The organism is Corynebacterium sp. Marseille-P4321 (genome assembly GCF_903645305.1).
GTDB lineage: Bacteria > Actinomycetota > Actinomycetes > Mycobacteriales > Mycobacteriaceae > Corynebacterium.
Genome location: NZ_CAHJXO010000003.1, coordinates 463,175 through 478,046, shown reverse-complemented (window position 1 = coordinate 478,046; position 14,872 = coordinate 463,175). Strand labels below are relative to the sequence as shown.

At 65.7% G+C, this 14,872-nt stretch carries 15 protein-coding genes; 8 read left to right on the top strand and 7 right to left on the bottom strand.

Annotated features, from left to right (window positions below):
- Positions 1 to 21 precede the first annotated feature (21 nt).
- The gene (locus tag HWX32_RS10610) at positions 22 to 696 is read left to right on the top strand and encodes a Rib/alpha-like domain-containing protein (RefSeq protein ID WP_175935821.1); all 675 of its coding nucleotides are present in this window, start codon (positions 22 to 24) and stop codon (positions 694 to 696) included.
- Here HWX32_RS10610 and HWX32_RS10605 read toward each other — a convergent pair.
- Positions 677 to 2,839, bottom strand: a complete 2,163-nt coding sequence (locus tag HWX32_RS10605) for an ATP-dependent helicase C-terminal domain-containing protein (protein ID WP_175935820.1) — start codon at positions 2,837 to 2,839, stop codon at positions 677 to 679. The two genes, HWX32_RS10610 and HWX32_RS10605, sit on opposite strands and share 20 nt — an antisense overlap.
- A gap of 25 nt (positions 2,840 to 2,864) precedes the next feature.
- On the opposite strand from HWX32_RS10605, the gene thpR reads away from it, so the two are divergent.
- Positions 2,865 to 3,407, top strand: coding sequence for an RNA 2',3'-cyclic phosphodiesterase (thpR, locus tag HWX32_RS10600; RefSeq protein WP_175935819.1), 543 nt, complete (start codon positions 2,865 to 2,867; stop codon positions 3,405 to 3,407).
- Here the strand turns inward: thpR and HWX32_RS10595 are convergent.
- The 3 genes from HWX32_RS10595 to HWX32_RS10585 all read right to left on the bottom strand — a co-directional run bounded on the left by HWX32_RS10595 (position 3,395) and on the right by HWX32_RS10585 (position 7,304).
- On the bottom strand, positions 3,395 to 4,114 hold the full coding sequence (locus tag HWX32_RS10595) for a M15 family metallopeptidase (RefSeq protein ID WP_175935818.1): 720 nt from the start codon (positions 4,112 to 4,114) through the stop codon (positions 3,395 to 3,397). The genes thpR and HWX32_RS10595 overlap by 13 nt on opposite strands.
- On the bottom strand, positions 4,115 to 5,545 hold the full coding sequence (locus HWX32_RS10590; RefSeq protein WP_175935817.1) for an APC family permease: 1,431 nt from the start codon (positions 5,543 to 5,545) through the stop codon (positions 4,115 to 4,117).
- Between the two features lie 73 nt (positions 5,546 to 5,618).
- Complete coding sequence (locus HWX32_RS10585) at positions 5,619 to 7,304, bottom strand: HNH endonuclease (protein WP_175935816.1); 1,686 nt, start codon at positions 7,302 to 7,304, stop codon at positions 5,619 to 5,621.
- A 185-nt stretch (positions 7,305 to 7,489) separates the two neighbouring features.
- Between HWX32_RS10585 and HWX32_RS10580 the strand changes: the two genes are divergently transcribed.
- The 3 genes from HWX32_RS10580 to HWX32_RS10570 are packed head-to-tail and all read left to right on the top strand — an operon-like array spanning position 7,490 to position 9,431.
- A complete protein-coding gene (locus HWX32_RS10580; protein WP_075468431.1) occupies positions 7,490 to 8,137 on the top strand; it encodes an alpha-ketoglutarate-dependent dioxygenase AlkB in 648 nt (215 codons plus the stop codon).
- Positions 8,134 to 8,724 carry a LysE family translocator gene (locus HWX32_RS10575; protein WP_075468429.1) on the top strand — a complete coding sequence of 197 codons (591 nt, stop codon included), beginning with the start codon at positions 8,134 to 8,136 and terminating at the stop codon, positions 8,722 to 8,724. Before HWX32_RS10580 ends, HWX32_RS10575 begins: the two co-directional genes overlap by 4 nt.
- The gene (locus HWX32_RS10570; RefSeq protein ID WP_175935815.1) at positions 8,721 to 9,431 is read left to right on the top strand and encodes an SDR family oxidoreductase; all 711 of its coding nucleotides are present in this window, start codon (positions 8,721 to 8,723) and stop codon (positions 9,429 to 9,431) included. Before HWX32_RS10575 ends, HWX32_RS10570 begins: the two co-directional genes overlap by 4 nt.
- Here HWX32_RS10570 and HWX32_RS10565 read toward each other — a convergent pair whose 3' ends face one another.
- Positions 9,432 to 10,517: a CapA family protein gene (locus HWX32_RS10565; RefSeq protein WP_175935814.1), complete on the bottom strand. Its 1,086-nt coding sequence runs from the start codon at positions 10,515 to 10,517 to the stop codon at positions 9,432 to 9,434.
- 30 nt (positions 10,518 to 10,547) lie between these two features.
- On the opposite strand from HWX32_RS10565, the gene HWX32_RS10560 reads away from it, so the two are divergent.
- Genes HWX32_RS10560 through HWX32_RS10550 form a run of 3 tightly spaced genes read left to right on the top strand, consistent with a single transcriptional unit; the run spans position 10,548 to position 12,286 of the window.
- Entirely contained in the window at positions 10,548 to 10,832 is a 285-nt protein-coding gene (locus HWX32_RS10560; RefSeq protein WP_075468423.1) for an RNA-binding S4 domain-containing protein, read from the top strand.
- Positions 10,833 to 11,561, top strand: coding sequence for a VOC family protein (locus HWX32_RS10555; RefSeq protein ID WP_175935813.1), 729 nt, complete (start codon positions 10,833 to 10,835; stop codon positions 11,559 to 11,561).
- Entirely contained in the window at positions 11,558 to 12,286 is a 729-nt protein-coding gene (locus HWX32_RS10550; protein WP_175935812.1) for a hypothetical protein, read from the top strand. The genes HWX32_RS10555 and HWX32_RS10550 overlap by 4 nt, the downstream gene beginning before the upstream one ends.
- Here HWX32_RS10550 and HWX32_RS10545 read toward each other — a convergent pair.
- Together HWX32_RS10545 and HWX32_RS10540 are read right to left on the bottom strand one after the other, a co-directional pair.
- Positions 12,270 to 12,971 (bottom strand): alpha/beta hydrolase, encoded by a 702-nt coding sequence (locus tag HWX32_RS10545; protein WP_175935811.1) that lies wholly within the window; start codon positions 12,969 to 12,971, stop codon positions 12,270 to 12,272. The two genes, HWX32_RS10550 and HWX32_RS10545, sit on opposite strands and share 17 nt — an antisense overlap.
- A complete protein-coding gene (locus HWX32_RS10540; protein WP_175935810.1) occupies positions 12,965 to 14,869 on the bottom strand; it encodes a M13 family metallopeptidase in 1,905 nt (634 codons plus the stop codon). Before HWX32_RS10540 ends, HWX32_RS10545 begins: the two co-directional genes overlap by 7 nt.
- Between the last annotated feature and the right edge of the window lie 3 nt (positions 14,870 to 14,872).

Genomic DNA, 14,872 nt, shown 5'->3' with positions numbered 1-14,872 from the left:
AACAACTGAGGGAGGCCCGCTGTGGGCAGAAGGATCGTCGCCGCGGCGCTGACCGCCGCTCTAGCTGGCGCGACGCTCCAGCCTGCCTACGCTCAGGAAACGCCCCCTGAGCTGGATGTCGTCACCACCGAGCACGGCTACGAACTCACGGCGGTGCACCCCGGTTTCGACGCCGTCGTCCCGGCCCCGCTGCCGCGCGGCGCGGCATGGTTCGACGCCACCTCGCTCCCAGAGTGGGCGGAGCTGAACACCGCCGACGGCTCTATCCGCCTCAACCCGGGGGCAGACGTTACCCCCGGTACCTACGAGTTCCCGGTGAAGGCCACTTTCAGCGACGAGACCACCGAGATCCTCCCGGCCCGCATCCTCGTGGGCCGCGAGGCAGCCCCGGCGAGCGAGCAGGGCGCCGTGATCGACGCGTTTGTCAATTACGCCCCGGAGGTCTCCGCCCGCTGCACCGCCACCGCCCTCGGCGTGGGGTTGCCGCTTCTGGTGCTGTTGCCTTTGGGGTTTGCGTCGCAGTTGAGCCTGCCTGTCGTCGCTAAGCAAAATGCCCTGAACGTGCAGGTGGAAAACCTCAACATCGACCTGCGCCTGCGCGATTTGAACTCCCGCAATGTGGACATGGGCATCGCGGCCGGGCTCACGCTCGCGGGGGTTGCGGGCGCGGGCCTGATTATTTCGCAGTGCGTGTAGTGCGCAGCGTCGGCTCCGCGCTCAGCGGGTCCTCCGGCCAGGGGTGCTTCGGGTAGCGCCCCCGCATTTCCTTGCGAACCTGCTGGTAGGGGCCGTTCCAGAAGCTTTCCAGGTCCTCGGTAACCGCCAGTTCGCGCCCCGCGGGCGAGAGCAGGTGGTACACCACGTTCACGCCCGCCACCTGCGCGGTCTGCCGCTGCCCGAACAGCCCCTGCAGCTTCACGCGCACCACGGGCCGGCCGCTGGAGTACTCCACCTTCCCCGGCCCAATTTTCTCCGGCGCCAGCTCGTCGAGCCTGCCCACCACGTCCCACGGCAGTTGCCGCAGCATCGCTTGGCGCATGTCGCATTTGCTTATCGACGCCCCACCTGCCACCTGCGCCACCTCCACCGAGTAGTCGCCCTCCTCCACGTCCGGCGTGCCGATGGCGTGGTGGAGGAAGTCGAGCCGCTCCTTTAACCGCTGCTCGTCTTCCGAAAGTTCAAACGCGGTGAAGTCCAACCCTTGCAGCGCCTCCGCCGCCTCTTCGGGGCTGAGCTGCACCGGCGTGGAGTTCAGCTCGATCGCGCCTATCCGCGCCACCTTCCGCCCGCGCACCTTGCCACCCTCAATAAACGCGCGGGTTTCCTCGCGTACGCGCTCGGCCGGAAACGCAATCGGCTCCGCCTCACGGATCACCGCCCGTGACCCGGTGCGCTGCACCTCGGCGGCCGCGATCCACTCTGCCCGTCCCTCGTAGCGCGCCCGGGTGCCGGAGGCCAGCAGGTATTCGCTCTCGCCGACCTTCTTCGCCACCCACTGGGGGAATGCGAACGCGATTACCGAGCCCGGGTTAACCGGCCCCTTGTCCGGCACCATCCGCGCCAGCCTGCGGGCGTCCGTGTCGCCGCCGAGGCGCGCCACCGTCGGCGCCGCCTGCGCACCGTGGCGGATGAGCGCCGCGCCGAGCCGCGGGTCCAGTGGCAGCCGCACGAGCTCCTCGCCGAACTCCGTGATCTTCTCGTCCTTCAGAGCTCCGAGTTCAGTGAGCGTCTCCCTTGCTTGAGCGCGGGTGTGCGCCGGGGGCTCGTCGAGAAGCGGCAAGTCCGGCGAGCCCCACGCGGCGATGGTCAGCTCTGCGCCGGTGAGGTCCGAGGACATGATCTCGGGCGTCGCCTCGGGCGAGAAGTTCGCGTACTCGGCCTGCGAAAACGCCCGCACCACCGTGCCGGGCCCCTCGCGCCCCGCACGTCCGGCGCGCTGGTCGGCGCTGGCCTTCGACTCGGACACCGTGACCAGGCCCTGCATCCCGCGCGCGTCGCGTTTCGGCGTGCGCGACAGCCCCGCGTCCACCACCTTGCGCACCCCGGGCACGGTGATCGAGGATTCCGCCACGCTGGTTGCCACCACTACCCGCGCCGTCCCGTTCAGCGCCTCGTCCTGCTGCTCGCTGCTCAGCCGTCCGTGCAGCGGCGACCCACCCGTCAGGGACGCCACCAGGTCCACCTCGCGTGCCCCCGGCACAAACACCAGCGTGCGTTCCTCGCCGTCCGCCAGCCGGGCCACGTGCGCGTAGAACTCCCGCGTACCTTCAATGCGCCCCGGGTGTGGTGCGTATGTAATATCCAGCGGATAGATATCCGCCTGCGTCGAGAGAATCTCCGCCCCCATGTGCTCGGCGAACTTGCGCGCGTCCAGCGTCGCCGACATCGCCGCGAGGTAGAGGTCGTCGCGAAGGAACGCCACCTCCATGCACATCGCCAGCACCAGATCGGTGTCCAGCTGGCGCTCGTGCACCTCGTCGATCACCACCGCGCCGACCCCCGTCAGCTCCGGGTCGCGCAGCAGACGATTGCGTAACACGCCTGGGGTCACGAACTCCACCTCCGCGCCGTCGAAGTGTTCGCCGCGGATGGAATAGCCGACTTTGGTGCCCAACGCGGAGCCGTCGAGAAGCGCAAGCCTCTTTGCCGCCGCGCGAACCGCAACCCTGCGCGGCGCCACCACCACCGTCTTGCCGGCGATGTTGGCCACCGCCGGCGGCACCAGCGTCGTCTTACCCGTGCCGGGCGGTGCCTCCACCACGAGCGGGCCGCATTGAGGCAGGTCGCCGATCACGCGCGACACGGGAAGGCCTTCGCCGATTCTTGCAAGGTCAAACATCGCATTCCAGGGTAGCGTTACGGCCATGAGACGCCTCTTCGCAGCGATCGTCCCACCGGTCGAAGTTCGCGAGCACCTCATCACCGCCCTGCGGCCCATCCGCGACTTCTCCGGCACCGAAGCCAGATGGTCCGACCCCGACAACTGGCACATCACGGTGGCGTTCTACGGATCGCAGCCCAACGACGCCGCGGCTGTCACCGACCACCTCTCACAAGCCACCGCCTTCACCCGGCCGCTTCGACTTCACCTCCGAGGCGCCGGGTGTTTTGATCGGCGCACCCTCTGGATCGGCGTCGGCGGGGACAAAGCGCCGCTGAAAGACCTCATGGCGGACTGCCAACTCGACCCGGAGACGCGCCGACGCCAGCGCGCGCACCTCACCGTGGCGCGCACCGGCACCCGCACGAGGGATCACATGCTTCTCGACGATCACGCCCACGCCCTCGCCGTCTACACCGGACCCGAATGGGCCGCCGACGAAGTGCTCCTTTTAGAGTCCCACCTTGGCAAAGGGCGCTCCGGCGGCCCGAAGTACGAGGTCGCCGACCGGTTCTACTTGCGGTAATCGATCTGGTCGTACAGCGATGCGTCGTGGCCGTAGAACGCGGCCCAGCGCTGGTCGCCGTAAGAGAAGTGCCACCACTCGCTGGCTAGCGGCGCGAACCCGGCTTCCAACATCGCGTGGCTGAGCAGCCGCCGCAGGTCGCGGTCGAGTTCCTGCTTGGCCGTAAGGTCCACCTTGCGCTCGAGGTACATCGCGCCGGCGGTGGCGTCGAACTGGTCGAAGTCGCTGCCCAGTGGCAGACCCTTGCCCTCAAACGCCAGCGTGAGGTCCACCGCCGCGCCGAGCGTGTGCGGGGCGATGAGCTCCGTGTCGTCCGGGTCGGCGACGAAGGTTGCGTCCAGGTCCGGGTACGTCTCGCGGTAAATCCTGCCGAGTTCGCGCTGCGCCTCCCTCGAGCGCCACGTGTCCAGCACCAGCAGGGTGAACGGCGCGGGGATCAACGTCTGCGCTGTACGGATGCGCTCGATCACCTCGTCGCGGGCCAGCATCTTCTGCGGGAACTTCGGCGACCCGAACTCCAGGTACGCGTGGTAGGTGGCGATGTCGCCAGGTACTTCCACCAGCGGCGCGCCAGTTTCACGCACGGCGGCAGCGCGGGCACCCTCCTCGGTGGGCGGCTCCGGAAGCGGCGGCAGGTCTGTCGGCGTGGCGGCTCGCAGCGCCTCAAATGTTTCTGGGCCGTACGGTTCCAACCAGTGGCGCGGCATTTAAACCTCCTCCTTCAGCTGCTTCGGCAGCGTCTCCTTGTGTTCGCCGAGGAGCTGCTCGAGCGCTACCTCGCGGTTGATCGGTTTGCTGACGAAGTAGAACACCGCACCGATTGCCACCCACGCGATGAGCACCACGTACTCCAGCGGCCACACCAGGCTCATGCTGGTGCCCGGCCACAGCGCCAGGATGATGGTCAGCGCCGCGCCAGCCGCACCGATGACCGGGATGAAGCCGGCCTTCAGCTTCGACTTGGCGTAGAGCTCCGGGTACTTCGTCTTCAGGCGCAGCTGGCACGCCACCACCAGCACCCACACCAGGCCGAGGTAGATGCCGCCGGTGTCCAGGAACGAGGTCATCGCGCCGCGGCCGAGGAGACCGAGCGCGATGGTGATGATGGTGACCAAAATCAGCGCGTTTTTCGGTGTGCCGTACTTCGGGTCAATCTCCGCAAAGCGCGCCGGCAGCAGGTTCACGCGGGCGAGCGCCACCACGATGCGGCTGGTGGCCATGAACAGACCGAGGAAGGACGTGAGCAGGCCCAGGATCGCAATCGAGAACGCCAGCGCACCCAGCACCGGGAAGCCCGCTTCGGTGAACGCGGTAATCGTGCCCTGCTCCATGCCGGCGACTTCCTCCCACGGCATGATGAACGCCGAAGAAGCCAGCACGATGCAGTAGAAGCTTCCCGCGATGAGCACCGTAGCCACCACCAGGCGGCCGATCTTCTTCGCCGGCAGGTTCGCGTCCTCCGCCAGGGTGGCAATCAAGCCGAAGCCAGCCATGTACGTCATGCCGGGCACCACGAAACGCATGATGCTCATCGCGGGGTTCTGGTCCTCGCGGAACGGCGGCCAGAAGTTGTCCCAGCTTCCGGCGCTAAAGCCCACCACGGCGAGGGTCAGGCCGATACCGATCAGCGCGATGAACAAAATCACCTGCAGCTGGCCGCCGAGGCTTGCCCCGCGGACGTTGAGGAAGAAGAACAGCAGGGTGAGCAGCAGGCCGGAGAGCAGCACCGGCAGGGTCACCGTTGAGCCCGCGAGCGAGTAGACGGGAATCTCTGTCATTGCGGGGATGTAGAACTCCAGCAACACGCCAAACGACGTGAAGTAGAACGCCAACGAGGACACATACGCTCCGATGAGCAGCCAGCCGGTAACGAAGCCCCAGGTGCGTCCCAAGATGGTGAAGCTAAACACCACCTCGCCGCCCGCGCGGGGGAACAGCCCGGTCAGTTGCGCGTACGACAGCGCCACGCATGCGGCTAGCAACGTGCCCACGGCCAGGCCGAAGATCATTCCGCCAGCACCGTAGTCGTCGAAAAATGCTCCGTTTGTGTAGATCCAGCTCGATCCCACCACGCCCGAAACGCCGAGCGCGATGAGGGTGAACGTGCCGAGCTCCTTGTTCAATTGTTGATTCGCCATGCCGCTCCTCCGCAGGTACCCAGGACAAGATTGTTATGGGTTATATCACATCGGTGGAACGTTGAGCCATGGGTTACACCGCTTCGTCTTCGTCGTCTTCTTCCCAAACGCGGAATCCGTACAACTTTGACAGGGCCTGCATTCCCTCGGCGAAGTCGTCGAAGCCCAACTGCTCGATCTTTTCCTCGAAGGACATCATTCCGGCGACATCTTCGTCGGTGCCGAAGCCCTCGCTGTAATCCCAGAGCACCTTCGGCTCGTGGAAGGGGTTGTCGCCCGGTGGAAGGTCGTCGTCTTCCGGGAAGGGCGCCTCGACGGGTTCGACCAAGTTCGGCGGGATCTTTTCCGCCCTCTCCGCCTCTTCGTCGAGCCACGGCTCGGGTATCGGCATCTCCGGCATCTCGAACTTGATGGGGAAGAACAGGCCGTACTTCTCTTCGAGCTCCGCGATCTCCCTCCGCGCCCGGTCAAAGTTGAGGTCGATGTCGAACCGGTCCAGAATGGCGTGGCACTTCGCGTTGAAAGCTGCAGTGTCTGCCCGCAGTGCGCGCACGCTTTGCAGGCTCACCTGCCAGCGGGGCGCAGTTGGGGTGAGCTGGCGGTGCAACAGCCCGTCCGATTCCACGACGGTGTACGTGCCGTCGGGGAACAGCCAAATGATGTCTCCGGTGGCCGGGTCGGGGACGTAGAACGCACGACGATCGGTTTTCGCATTGTGATGCCGAGCACACAGGGAAAACAGGTTGCTGGGGGTGGTGGCCCCGCCTTCGTCGTAAGGAATGCGGTGGTCGAGCTGGCAACGGTCGGCGCGGATGCTGCAGCCCGGGTAGACGCATGTGCCGTCGCGCGCGAAAGCGTAGGCGCGCATGGCGGCGGTGGGCTTGTACCCGTCCACCTCGTGTTCCGCGGCAACGTCGAGGTCGATGGTTTTCGCCGCGCCGCCTTTCAGCCATTCCTCCACGGTGGCGGTGGCTTCCGGGTCGGTCCAGCCGCGGCCGGGGATGTACACCGGGTCGCCTTCTACGCGATCTTTCGGGGCGTACAGATGCATAACGACGTTCGCCTGCGGGGAAATCTCGCCCATGAGAAGCTTGCATGCGGCATCCGACATACTCGTGCCGTGCTCTCGCGCGACCGCAAGTACCGATTCGTGGATCAGTTCACCCTTGGCGGTGTCGGTGAGTAGCTGGATAAGGAAGCGTTCGCGCCCGCCGTCCATAAATGCGGCAGAGGTGTAGGTGTCGGCGTCATCTTCACGGCGCTTACGCGCTTTCGGGTCGTACGCGTTGGCAGGGGCGACGCCACGGACCAGGTCGCGGATGCGCCGGGTTACGGCCGAGACCTGCGGTAATTCCTGGTTTGCGCGTTTCGGGGTGAAGGTGCGCACCAAGAGCTCGTCGATAAGCTCAAGCACTTCCTGCTCCACATCGGCGCCAAGCTCCTCCACCGCCTTGTTTACGGCCGTGAGGTGCGCCATGTCCAGCACGCGCGTTTCTGCCTGTAGCGCGCGCAGGAGGGGGAGTTGTTGCAGTTGGGCGTGAGCGAGGATCGCCTTGCGCACGAACGCGGGTTGAAAGCCGGTGAGGGTGCGGAGGCGGGTAACGGTGGCGTCGAAATCTTCCTCCTCGTGCCCCGGCACCGAAAAGAGGCCGAAGAGATTCCAATGCGCGTCGCGGATGGCTTGCGCGTTGATGCAGTCCGGGTCGCCGGGGCGCTGGCTGGCGAAGAACTTTGGGCGGGGTGGGGCGGCAGTGGTCATGGGCACCTCCTTTCGGGTTCTCAATGGCCTAAATTATAGTCGAACACAAAGACGTATGGCAAGAGCTAAACCAGCAAAAACAAGAAAATGTCCACTAAAGTGTACGAACCATAAATCGCGCGCCATGTGAAGTTTCTAAAAACCTTATATGACGCCAAGACGCGAACCCCCGCTACATTGAGCACATGCTTATCGACGCCAACCTCATCCCACGCGAACCCTCCCGCGTGATGGAAGGCATCGTCCACCTACCCGCGTTTCTCACGCTGGAGGAACAGCACGCGCTCGTGGATCAAGCGCGTGAGCTCGCGCGCGGGGTAGCCGGAACCCCGGTGGCCATGCGCAGGCCCATGGTCGGCGCGGGACAGATGAAAGCGTGGCTGCTCTCGCTCGGCTGGTTCTGGGCGACGAACCCGTACCGTCTGGTGCAGGAGGTCGACGGGGTGAAGGTTCCTTCAGTGCCTGCGAACTATCAAGGGATCGCGGAGCGCGTGATGGACGCGGCGCGCGCCGTCGACCCGCTCGTGGGGCCAACCCCGCACATCGAGACGGCGCTGGTGAACTTCTACCCGCCCGGCGCCGGAATGGGCGCACACGTGGACAAGGAAGAGGCGTCGGAGGCCGCCGTGGTGAGCCTTTCCGTGGGGGAGGAGACAGTCTTTCGCATCGAAGGCCGGGACGTGCTGCTCATGTCGGGCGATGCGGTAGTGTTCGGCGGACCGGCGCGCCGCGCGAGCCACGGGGTCCTCGGAGCGAAGCCCGGCACGGGGCCGGAAGGTACCGGGTTGGCTGAGGGGCGCATCAACATCACGATGAGGCAGGTGCACCCATGACGACGTTGCTCGTCGCCTGGATCGCGGCGATCGCAAGCCCCGGCCCAGACCTGTTCCAGATCATCCGCATCGGCACGAAGGACCGCCGCGCCGGGGTGCTGTGTGCGCTCGGCATCATGGTGGGAAACACGGTGTGGATCACGGCGTCCATACTCGGCCTTTCCGCACTCATGCAGGCGCAGCCCGGAATCCTCGCAGTGCTGCAGATCGTCGGCGGGGCGTACCTGCTGTACATGGGCATCGGCGCGATCCGGGCAGGGCTCAACGCCCGCACCACCGAAGTGGGAGAGGCGCAAAGGGTGAAAAACCCGTTCCTCACCGGGGTGCTAACTAACCTGTCCAACCCCAAAGCCGTGCTGTTCTTCGGCGCCATCTTCGCGCAGTTCCTCACCCCCGGCGCGGGACTGGGCACGGCGGTGATGCTGGTGGTCACTGGGGTGGTGTGGTTCGTGGGGTTCGCGGTAGCCGTCGATAAGCTCAAAGCCCCTGTGCAGCGCTATGGGCACGTGGTGGATTTGATTACGGGCTGCATCTTCGCCGCGATCGCCGTGTGGATGATCGCGCAGGGGCTAGCATCGGCGCTATGAGCAAGAAAGTAGCGGTAATCACGGGCGGATCTGCGGGCATCGGGGAGGCGAGCGCGCGGGCGCTGGCGCGCGACGGGTGGCACGTGGTCGTCGCGGCGCGGCGGCTGGAGAAGTGCCAGGCTATTGCCAGCGAGATCGGCGGCGACGCGGTGGAGTTGGACGTGACGGACGCGGGGAGCGTCGAGAAGCTTGCGTCCAAGCTTGAACGCTGCGACCTGCTGGTAAACAACGCCGGCGGCGCCAAGGGACTCGATTACCTGCGCGACGCCTCCGACGCGGACTGGGAGTGGATGTTCGCCACCAACGTGATGGGCACCATGCGCGTCACCCGCGCCCTATACCCGCAGCTCAAGGCGGCAAACGGGCTGGTGATAAACATCGGTTCCGTCGCCGCCACCGACGCCTACAAGGGCGGCTCCGGGTACAACGCATCGAAGTACGGCCTGCGGGGCATCACACGCGCGTTCCGACGCGAGGAGGCCGAAAATCAGATCCGCGTCACCGAAATCGACCCCGGGCGCGTGAAAACCGACTTCTCCCTCAACCGCTTCGAAGGCGACACCCAGCGCGCGGACGCGGTGTACGAGGGCAAAGTGAACCTCACCGCCGAGGACATCGCGGAGGCGGTGCGGTGGGTGGCCAGCCTGCCGCCGCACGTGAACATCGACACCATGAGCGTGATGCCCGTCGACCAGGCGGAACGCTAACTAGAGGTAGTTCACAACCTCCACGTTCAAGCGGGCGTTGAGTTCGTCCATCCACCCGGCGACATCGAGGTAGTCCTGCGCCTGCACCAGCGGGATCACGTGATGGTCGTAGGAAATCGGCGGGCCCACCGTGTACGTCGGCATGTAGCGCACCCGGTCCACGTGCAGCGAGCCGTCGCCGCGCCGGGTGAACGTGAACTCGCCCACGCCCCCGACCTTGGTCTCCTCCTCCCACTGGCCGTGGAGGAAGTTGCCGTGCGACCACCACACGGCGTGGTCGTCCGCCACTTCAAACGGCTGCACCACGTGCGGGTGTCCGCCGAGGATGAGGTCGGCGCCGGCGTCGATAGCAACCTGCGCCGTCTCACGCTGAAAGTCAACGGGAAGCGGCGCGTACTCCTCACCCATGTGCAGCATGGTCACCACGATGTCCACCTGTTTTTCCAGCGCGGAGATCTCCTCGCGCATCACGTCGTGGTCGATGAGGGAAACCAGGTGCTCCTGCGGGATCGGCAGCCCGTTCGTGCCGTAGGTGTAGGCGAGGAAACCCACTTTCAGGCCGTTTTCCTCGATGATGCGCGGCGTCGCCTTATCCTCCGGCGAGGCGTACCCGCCCACATACGGCATGCCGCGGGAGCGCATATTGCTTGTCGACGCCTCCATACCCTCCCCGTCACGATCCATCGCGTGGTTGGTCGCGTTGTTCACGATGTCCACTCCCGCCCCCTGCAGCGCATCGATGATCTCGGGCGGAGCGTTGAACATGGGGTAGCCCGACAGTTCGAACTCCGGCCCGGCCACCGGCACCTCCATGTTCGCCGTGGTGATGTCCGCCCCCTCGAGGTAGGGGCGCATCTCGTCGAACATGCCGGAGAAGTCGAAGCCCTCGCCGCTGGAGGCGGTGGTGTACACGTCGGAGTGGATGAGCATGTCGCCGACGGCGCGGATGGTCACCGTGGCGTTGGGTGGCGTTGCCTCGGCCACTTCCACTTCCTCAACCACTTCTGCTTCCGGAGCGCACCCAGCAAGCAGGCCCGCAGCCAGAATCGCTGCGAAGGCGCCTTTTACGCGCCCTGATGTGTGCATAGCCAGGTATTCAACCATAAACTGTCACCCATGCATTTCGACGTGCCCATCACCGGGGACTCCATCAAGCTCGGCCAGTTTGTGAAGCTGGCGAACCTCGCCGAATCCGGCGGCATGGCAAAGGAAGCGATCGCGGGCGGCGAGGTCCGCGTCAACGGGGAGGTGGTCACAGCCAGGGGGCATAAGCTTATCGACGGCGACCGCGTCCAACTCGGCGATTCCACCGCAACCGTCTCCGCAGGCGTGGAGGACGACTTCTTCGACGAGGCAACCGCCAACGACGACTTCGACCCGGAAAAGTGGAGGAACCTGTAAATGCCCGCATTCGAGGCGCAGCCCGGCATGCCCTACTGGCAGGACCTGGGCACCAACCAACCGCTGAAATCCACACGTTTCTACTCCGGCCTGCTCGGCTGGGAGATCTCGGACGAGGCCTACCGCATCGCCCGCAAGGAGGGCCTGCCGGTGGCTGGTTTCCTGCCGGACATGCCGGACATGTGGCTCACCTACTTCCTCGGCGGCGATGGCGATGAGGTGGAGCGCCTCGGCGGGAAGGTATTGAGTTCTGCAGAGCTCACGCTGGGCACCATGACGATTTGCGAGGACCCGGTGGGCGGCCTGTTCGGCCTGCTCGACCCGGCGGGGGGGGACCAGTTCGTCGCGGCCGGCGAGCCGGGCGTACCGGTCTGGTACGAGTACCTGTGCGAGGATGCCTCGGCGATCGACTTCTACGGCGAACTGTTTGACTGGGAGATCCGCGAAGAGGACGGCTACTACGTCGCGCTCGCAGATGGGGCGCCCTTCCTCGGCATGCGCGTCGGCCCGAAGGCGGGCGGCGTGTGGTTCAGCTACTTCGGCGTGGAGGACATTGAGGACGCATGTCGGAAGGCGTTTGAGTTAGGCGGGAACGTGGACATGGGGCCGTCGATAAGCAATTTTGGCCCCCTGGCAGGCATCCGCGACGCGAACGGCGCCCCCCTTTTCCTTGTTGAGGTGCCGAAACCCACCTTCGAGGAGATCAACGAGGCGGACTCGGTGCTATGAAAAAGCGAATCGTAGCGGCGCTCACCGCGTGCGCCGTGCTGGCCGGGGTTGGGGCGCCGAACGCGGCCGCGTACCACGTGGACCCCTCCTACAACCGGGAACGCACCGCTCTGGCAGTGGTGCACCCCGACGGGCGGATCTCCATCTCGCCGCAGGCGGAGGAGGCGCGCCCGGCGCTCAGCCTGGCCAAGCTGTACCTGGGCTACTGGGTGCTGTACCACGGCACCAAACAGGAGAAGGCGCAGGTAAAAGAGATGGTGGCGAAGTCCGACGACGGCATCGCGGGGCGGCTGGACGCGAAGTACCCGCACGCCATCGACGAAATCGCCGACGACTTCGACCTGAAAACCACGAGGCGCGGCAGCCACTGGGGCAACACGCAGACCTCGGCGCGCGACATGGCCACGTTCATCGCCGAAATCATCTGGGACCCCACCGCGAAACCCATGTTCCAGGGCATGGAAGCCCAATCCGCGGTGGCGGCCGACGGGTTCATCCAGGGCTTCGGCACCGCCCGGCTCGGCGACGTGAAGGGATCCAAGATGGGCTGGTCCGACGACCGCTCCGGCGCGACCGGCTCCGTGTCCTACGGCAAGGTTGGCCAAGACACCTTCGCCGTCGCCGCGCTGACCTTAGGCTCGGCGTACCAGAACACCGTCGATACGCGGCTCGGCATCGAGCAGGTGGACGATTCGCCGAAGAAGTCCTCTAAGAAAGAGTCTTAAGGAATTCCGCGGCGTCCTGCACCCGCCGCCGCGCCTCCGCCGGGGTGGAGACGTAGTGGGTGGAGTGGTACAGCTCGCCCTCGAAACGCGGCGCCACCTCGTCTTTCGTGGCTACCTGGATGAGATGAGGGGCGCTTAATTTCGGCAGCTCCGTGGGGAACGTGAGGATGTAGGAGTCCGCCGGTGCGAGCGGCGCGCTGCCGAATACCCACGCCGTGACGTGCTCCGCACCCTGCGCGCGGGCGTACTCGATGGCCCGCGCCATGTTTTCCGGGTTTTCGGGGCTATTGAGGTCAAGGATGGAAACGCCGGACAGGTTCGCCGCCCCTGCCACCTCGGGGCGCCACATGTGCTCGCGGCCCGCCTCCGGGCCGTCGAAGCTGCTCACGCACCAGTGGCTCGAAGGTGCGCCGAAGATCGGGCCCCACTCGCACTGCGAAACCGCGGCATCTTTCGTGAACGCCACGCCCGGCATCGCGTGGTCCACCGCCGAGCCGAGCATGAGCATCGATGCGTGCGTGAGACGGTCCGGCAGGAGCGCGAGGTAGTTTTCGGAAGGCTCGTAGGTTGCCTGAACGTAGCTCAGCAGCTGCTCCAACTGCTCCTCGGGTGGCAGCTCGCGGTCCACGCCGCCGACGTGAAAGTTCGGGTCGCCCTGCTCGTTGAGGGGGAACTGCTCTACCAAATTGTCACCCTGTCTTCCGGCGCAAGCCACATCACGGAGCCCTCTTCAACGTCGAAGACCTCGTGGAACTCGTCGATGTTCGCGGCGATGATGTTGCAGCGGAACTCGTTCGGCGCGTGCGGGTCGATGGCCAAAAGCTGCGCCGCCATCTCCTTGCGCGCCTTGGAGCGCCACACGCGAGCCCACGCGAGGAAGAGACGCTGGAAGCCGGTGAACTCGCCCTCGAGCTCGCCGAAGGGCTGCGCCTTCTGGTCGTCCAGCCCCTTGTCCTCCAGGTACATCTTGTACGCCACGACGGCGATGCCTAGTCCGCCCAGGTCGCCGATATTCTCGCCGAGGGTGAACTCGCCTTTCACGCCCTTCGTGTCGGTGCCCTCGAGCACAGATGGGACCAGGCCGTCGAACTGCTCCACCAATTTCGCAGTGAGGTTTTCGAAGTTCTCCCGGTCTTCGTCGGTCCACCAGGAGTTGAGGTTGCCCAGCCCGTCGTAACGCGAGCCCTGATCGTCGAAGCCGTGCCCGATCTCGTGGCCGATCACCGCGCCGATCGCGCCGAAGTTCTCCGCCGCGTCGGCCTCCGGGTCATAGAACGGCGGCTGCAGGATCGCGGCTGGGAACGTGATGTCGTTGACCACCGGGTTGTAGAACGCGTTGACGGTCTGCGGGCTGGACACCCACTCGGTGCGGTCGGCCGGCTCACCGATCTTGGCCAGCTGGTAGTCGTGCTCGAAGGCCGCGCCCCGGCGCACGTTTTCCACCAGATCCGCGCCGCGCTGCGAAAACTCCAGGCCCTCGAAGCTGCGCCAATTGTCCGGGTAGCCAATCTTCGCCGTGAACTGGGCGAGCTTCTCCTCCGCCTTCTCCTTCGTCGGTTCGCTCATCCAATCCAGCTTCGCAATCCGCGCGCGGTAGGCGCGGAGGAGGTAGTCCACCAGCTCCAGCATTTCGGTTTTGGAGGAGGGCGGGAAGTGCTTATCGACGTAAGCCTTACCGATATCCTCACCCACCAGCGATTCAGCCAACCCCACGCCGCGTTTCCACCTGTCGCGCTGCTGCGTGGCGCCGGAGAGGCGCTTGCCGTAGAACTCGAAGTTGGCCTGCCCAATCTCCTCGGTGAGCACGCCGGCGCGCGAGCGCAGCACGTTCCACGCTGCCCAGAGCTGCCAATCGGCGAGCGTTTCGCGGCGCAGCATCTTCTCCAAGTCGGCGGTGTAGGAGGGCATCATGTCGATGACCTTGCCCTCCGGCAGGCGCGATCCCTGTAGCAGCGTCTGGATCAGCGGGGGGAGGTCTGCCAGCTGCTTCGGGTTGTATGTGGCCATGGCGTCGCGCGACTTCACCACGTCCCAGTGGCTGGCCGCCAGGTGGGTCTCTAGGTTGACGATGCGCTCCGCCGCGATCTCCGGGCTCAAACCGAGCAGGTACTTCGGCTCCAAGAACTCGAGCATGCGGGCGACGTGCTCACGGTACTGCGCGAGCGTTTCGGCGTGCTCCTCATCGCGGTAGTACGCCTCGTCCGGCAGGCCCAGGCCGGACTGCACGAGGTAGGGCACGGCCTCCTCGCCCTGGGAGTCTTTCTCCACCCAGTAGGTCAGCGGGCCGCCGATGCCGTCGCGCTCCAGCTCGCCCAAGTTGCGCACAAACTCCTCGACGCTAGCCACCTCGAGCTTCTGCAGGTCGGGAGCCAGCGCCTCGATGCCGGCGGCGTTGACGCCGTCGGTGTCCATGAAAGAGAGGAAGAGGTCGCCGCCGCGGCCTTCGCCGTCTTCCAGGATGGCGCGCACGTCCGCCTCGGATTTGTCGCGCAGGACGTAAAACGCGCCGTCGATACCGCGGTCAGCGGGGATTTCGTGGGTGCGTGCCCACTCGCCGTTTACCAGTTCAAAGAGGTCATGCATGCC

Bases quoted from the DNA above. Each gene is read 5' to 3' on its own strand.
- HWX32_RS10605 (WP_175935820.1), bottom strand. From the start codon at position 2,839: ATGTTTGACCTTGCAAGAATCGGCGAAGGCCTTCCCGTGTCGCGCGTG.
- thpR (WP_175935819.1), top strand. From the start codon at position 2,865: ATGAGACGCCTCTTCGCAGCGATCGTCCCACCGGTCGAAGTTCGCGAG.
- HWX32_RS10595 (WP_175935818.1), bottom strand. From the start codon at position 4,114: ATGCCGCGCCACTGGTTGGAACCGTACGGCCCAGAAACATTTGAGGCG.
- HWX32_RS10590 (WP_175935817.1), bottom strand. From the start codon at position 5,545: ATGGCGAATCAACAATTGAACAAGGAGCTCGGCACGTTCACCCTCATC.
- HWX32_RS10585 (WP_175935816.1), bottom strand. From the start codon at position 7,304: ATGACCACTGCCGCCCCACCCCGCCCAAAGTTCTTCGCCAGCCAGCGC.
- HWX32_RS10580 (WP_075468431.1), top strand. From the start codon at position 7,490: ATGCTTATCGACGCCAACCTCATCCCACGCGAACCCTCCCGCGTGATG.
- HWX32_RS10575 (WP_075468429.1), top strand. From the start codon at position 8,134: ATGACGACGTTGCTCGTCGCCTGGATCGCGGCGATCGCAAGCCCCGGC.
- HWX32_RS10570 (WP_175935815.1), top strand. From the start codon at position 8,721: ATGAGCAAGAAAGTAGCGGTAATCACGGGCGGATCTGCGGGCATCGGG.
- HWX32_RS10565 (WP_175935814.1), bottom strand. From the start codon at position 10,517: ATGCACACATCAGGGCGCGTAAAAGGCGCCTTCGCAGCGATTCTGGCT.
- HWX32_RS10560 (WP_075468423.1), top strand. From the start codon at position 10,548: ATGCATTTCGACGTGCCCATCACCGGGGACTCCATCAAGCTCGGCCAG.
- HWX32_RS10555 (WP_175935813.1), top strand. From the start codon at position 10,833: ATGCCCGCATTCGAGGCGCAGCCCGGCATGCCCTACTGGCAGGACCTG.
- HWX32_RS10550 (WP_175935812.1), top strand. From the start codon at position 11,558: ATGAAAAAGCGAATCGTAGCGGCGCTCACCGCGTGCGCCGTGCTGGCC.
- HWX32_RS10540 (WP_175935810.1), bottom strand. From the start codon at position 14,869: ATGCATGACCTCTTTGAACTGGTAAACGGCGAGTGGGCACGCACCCAC.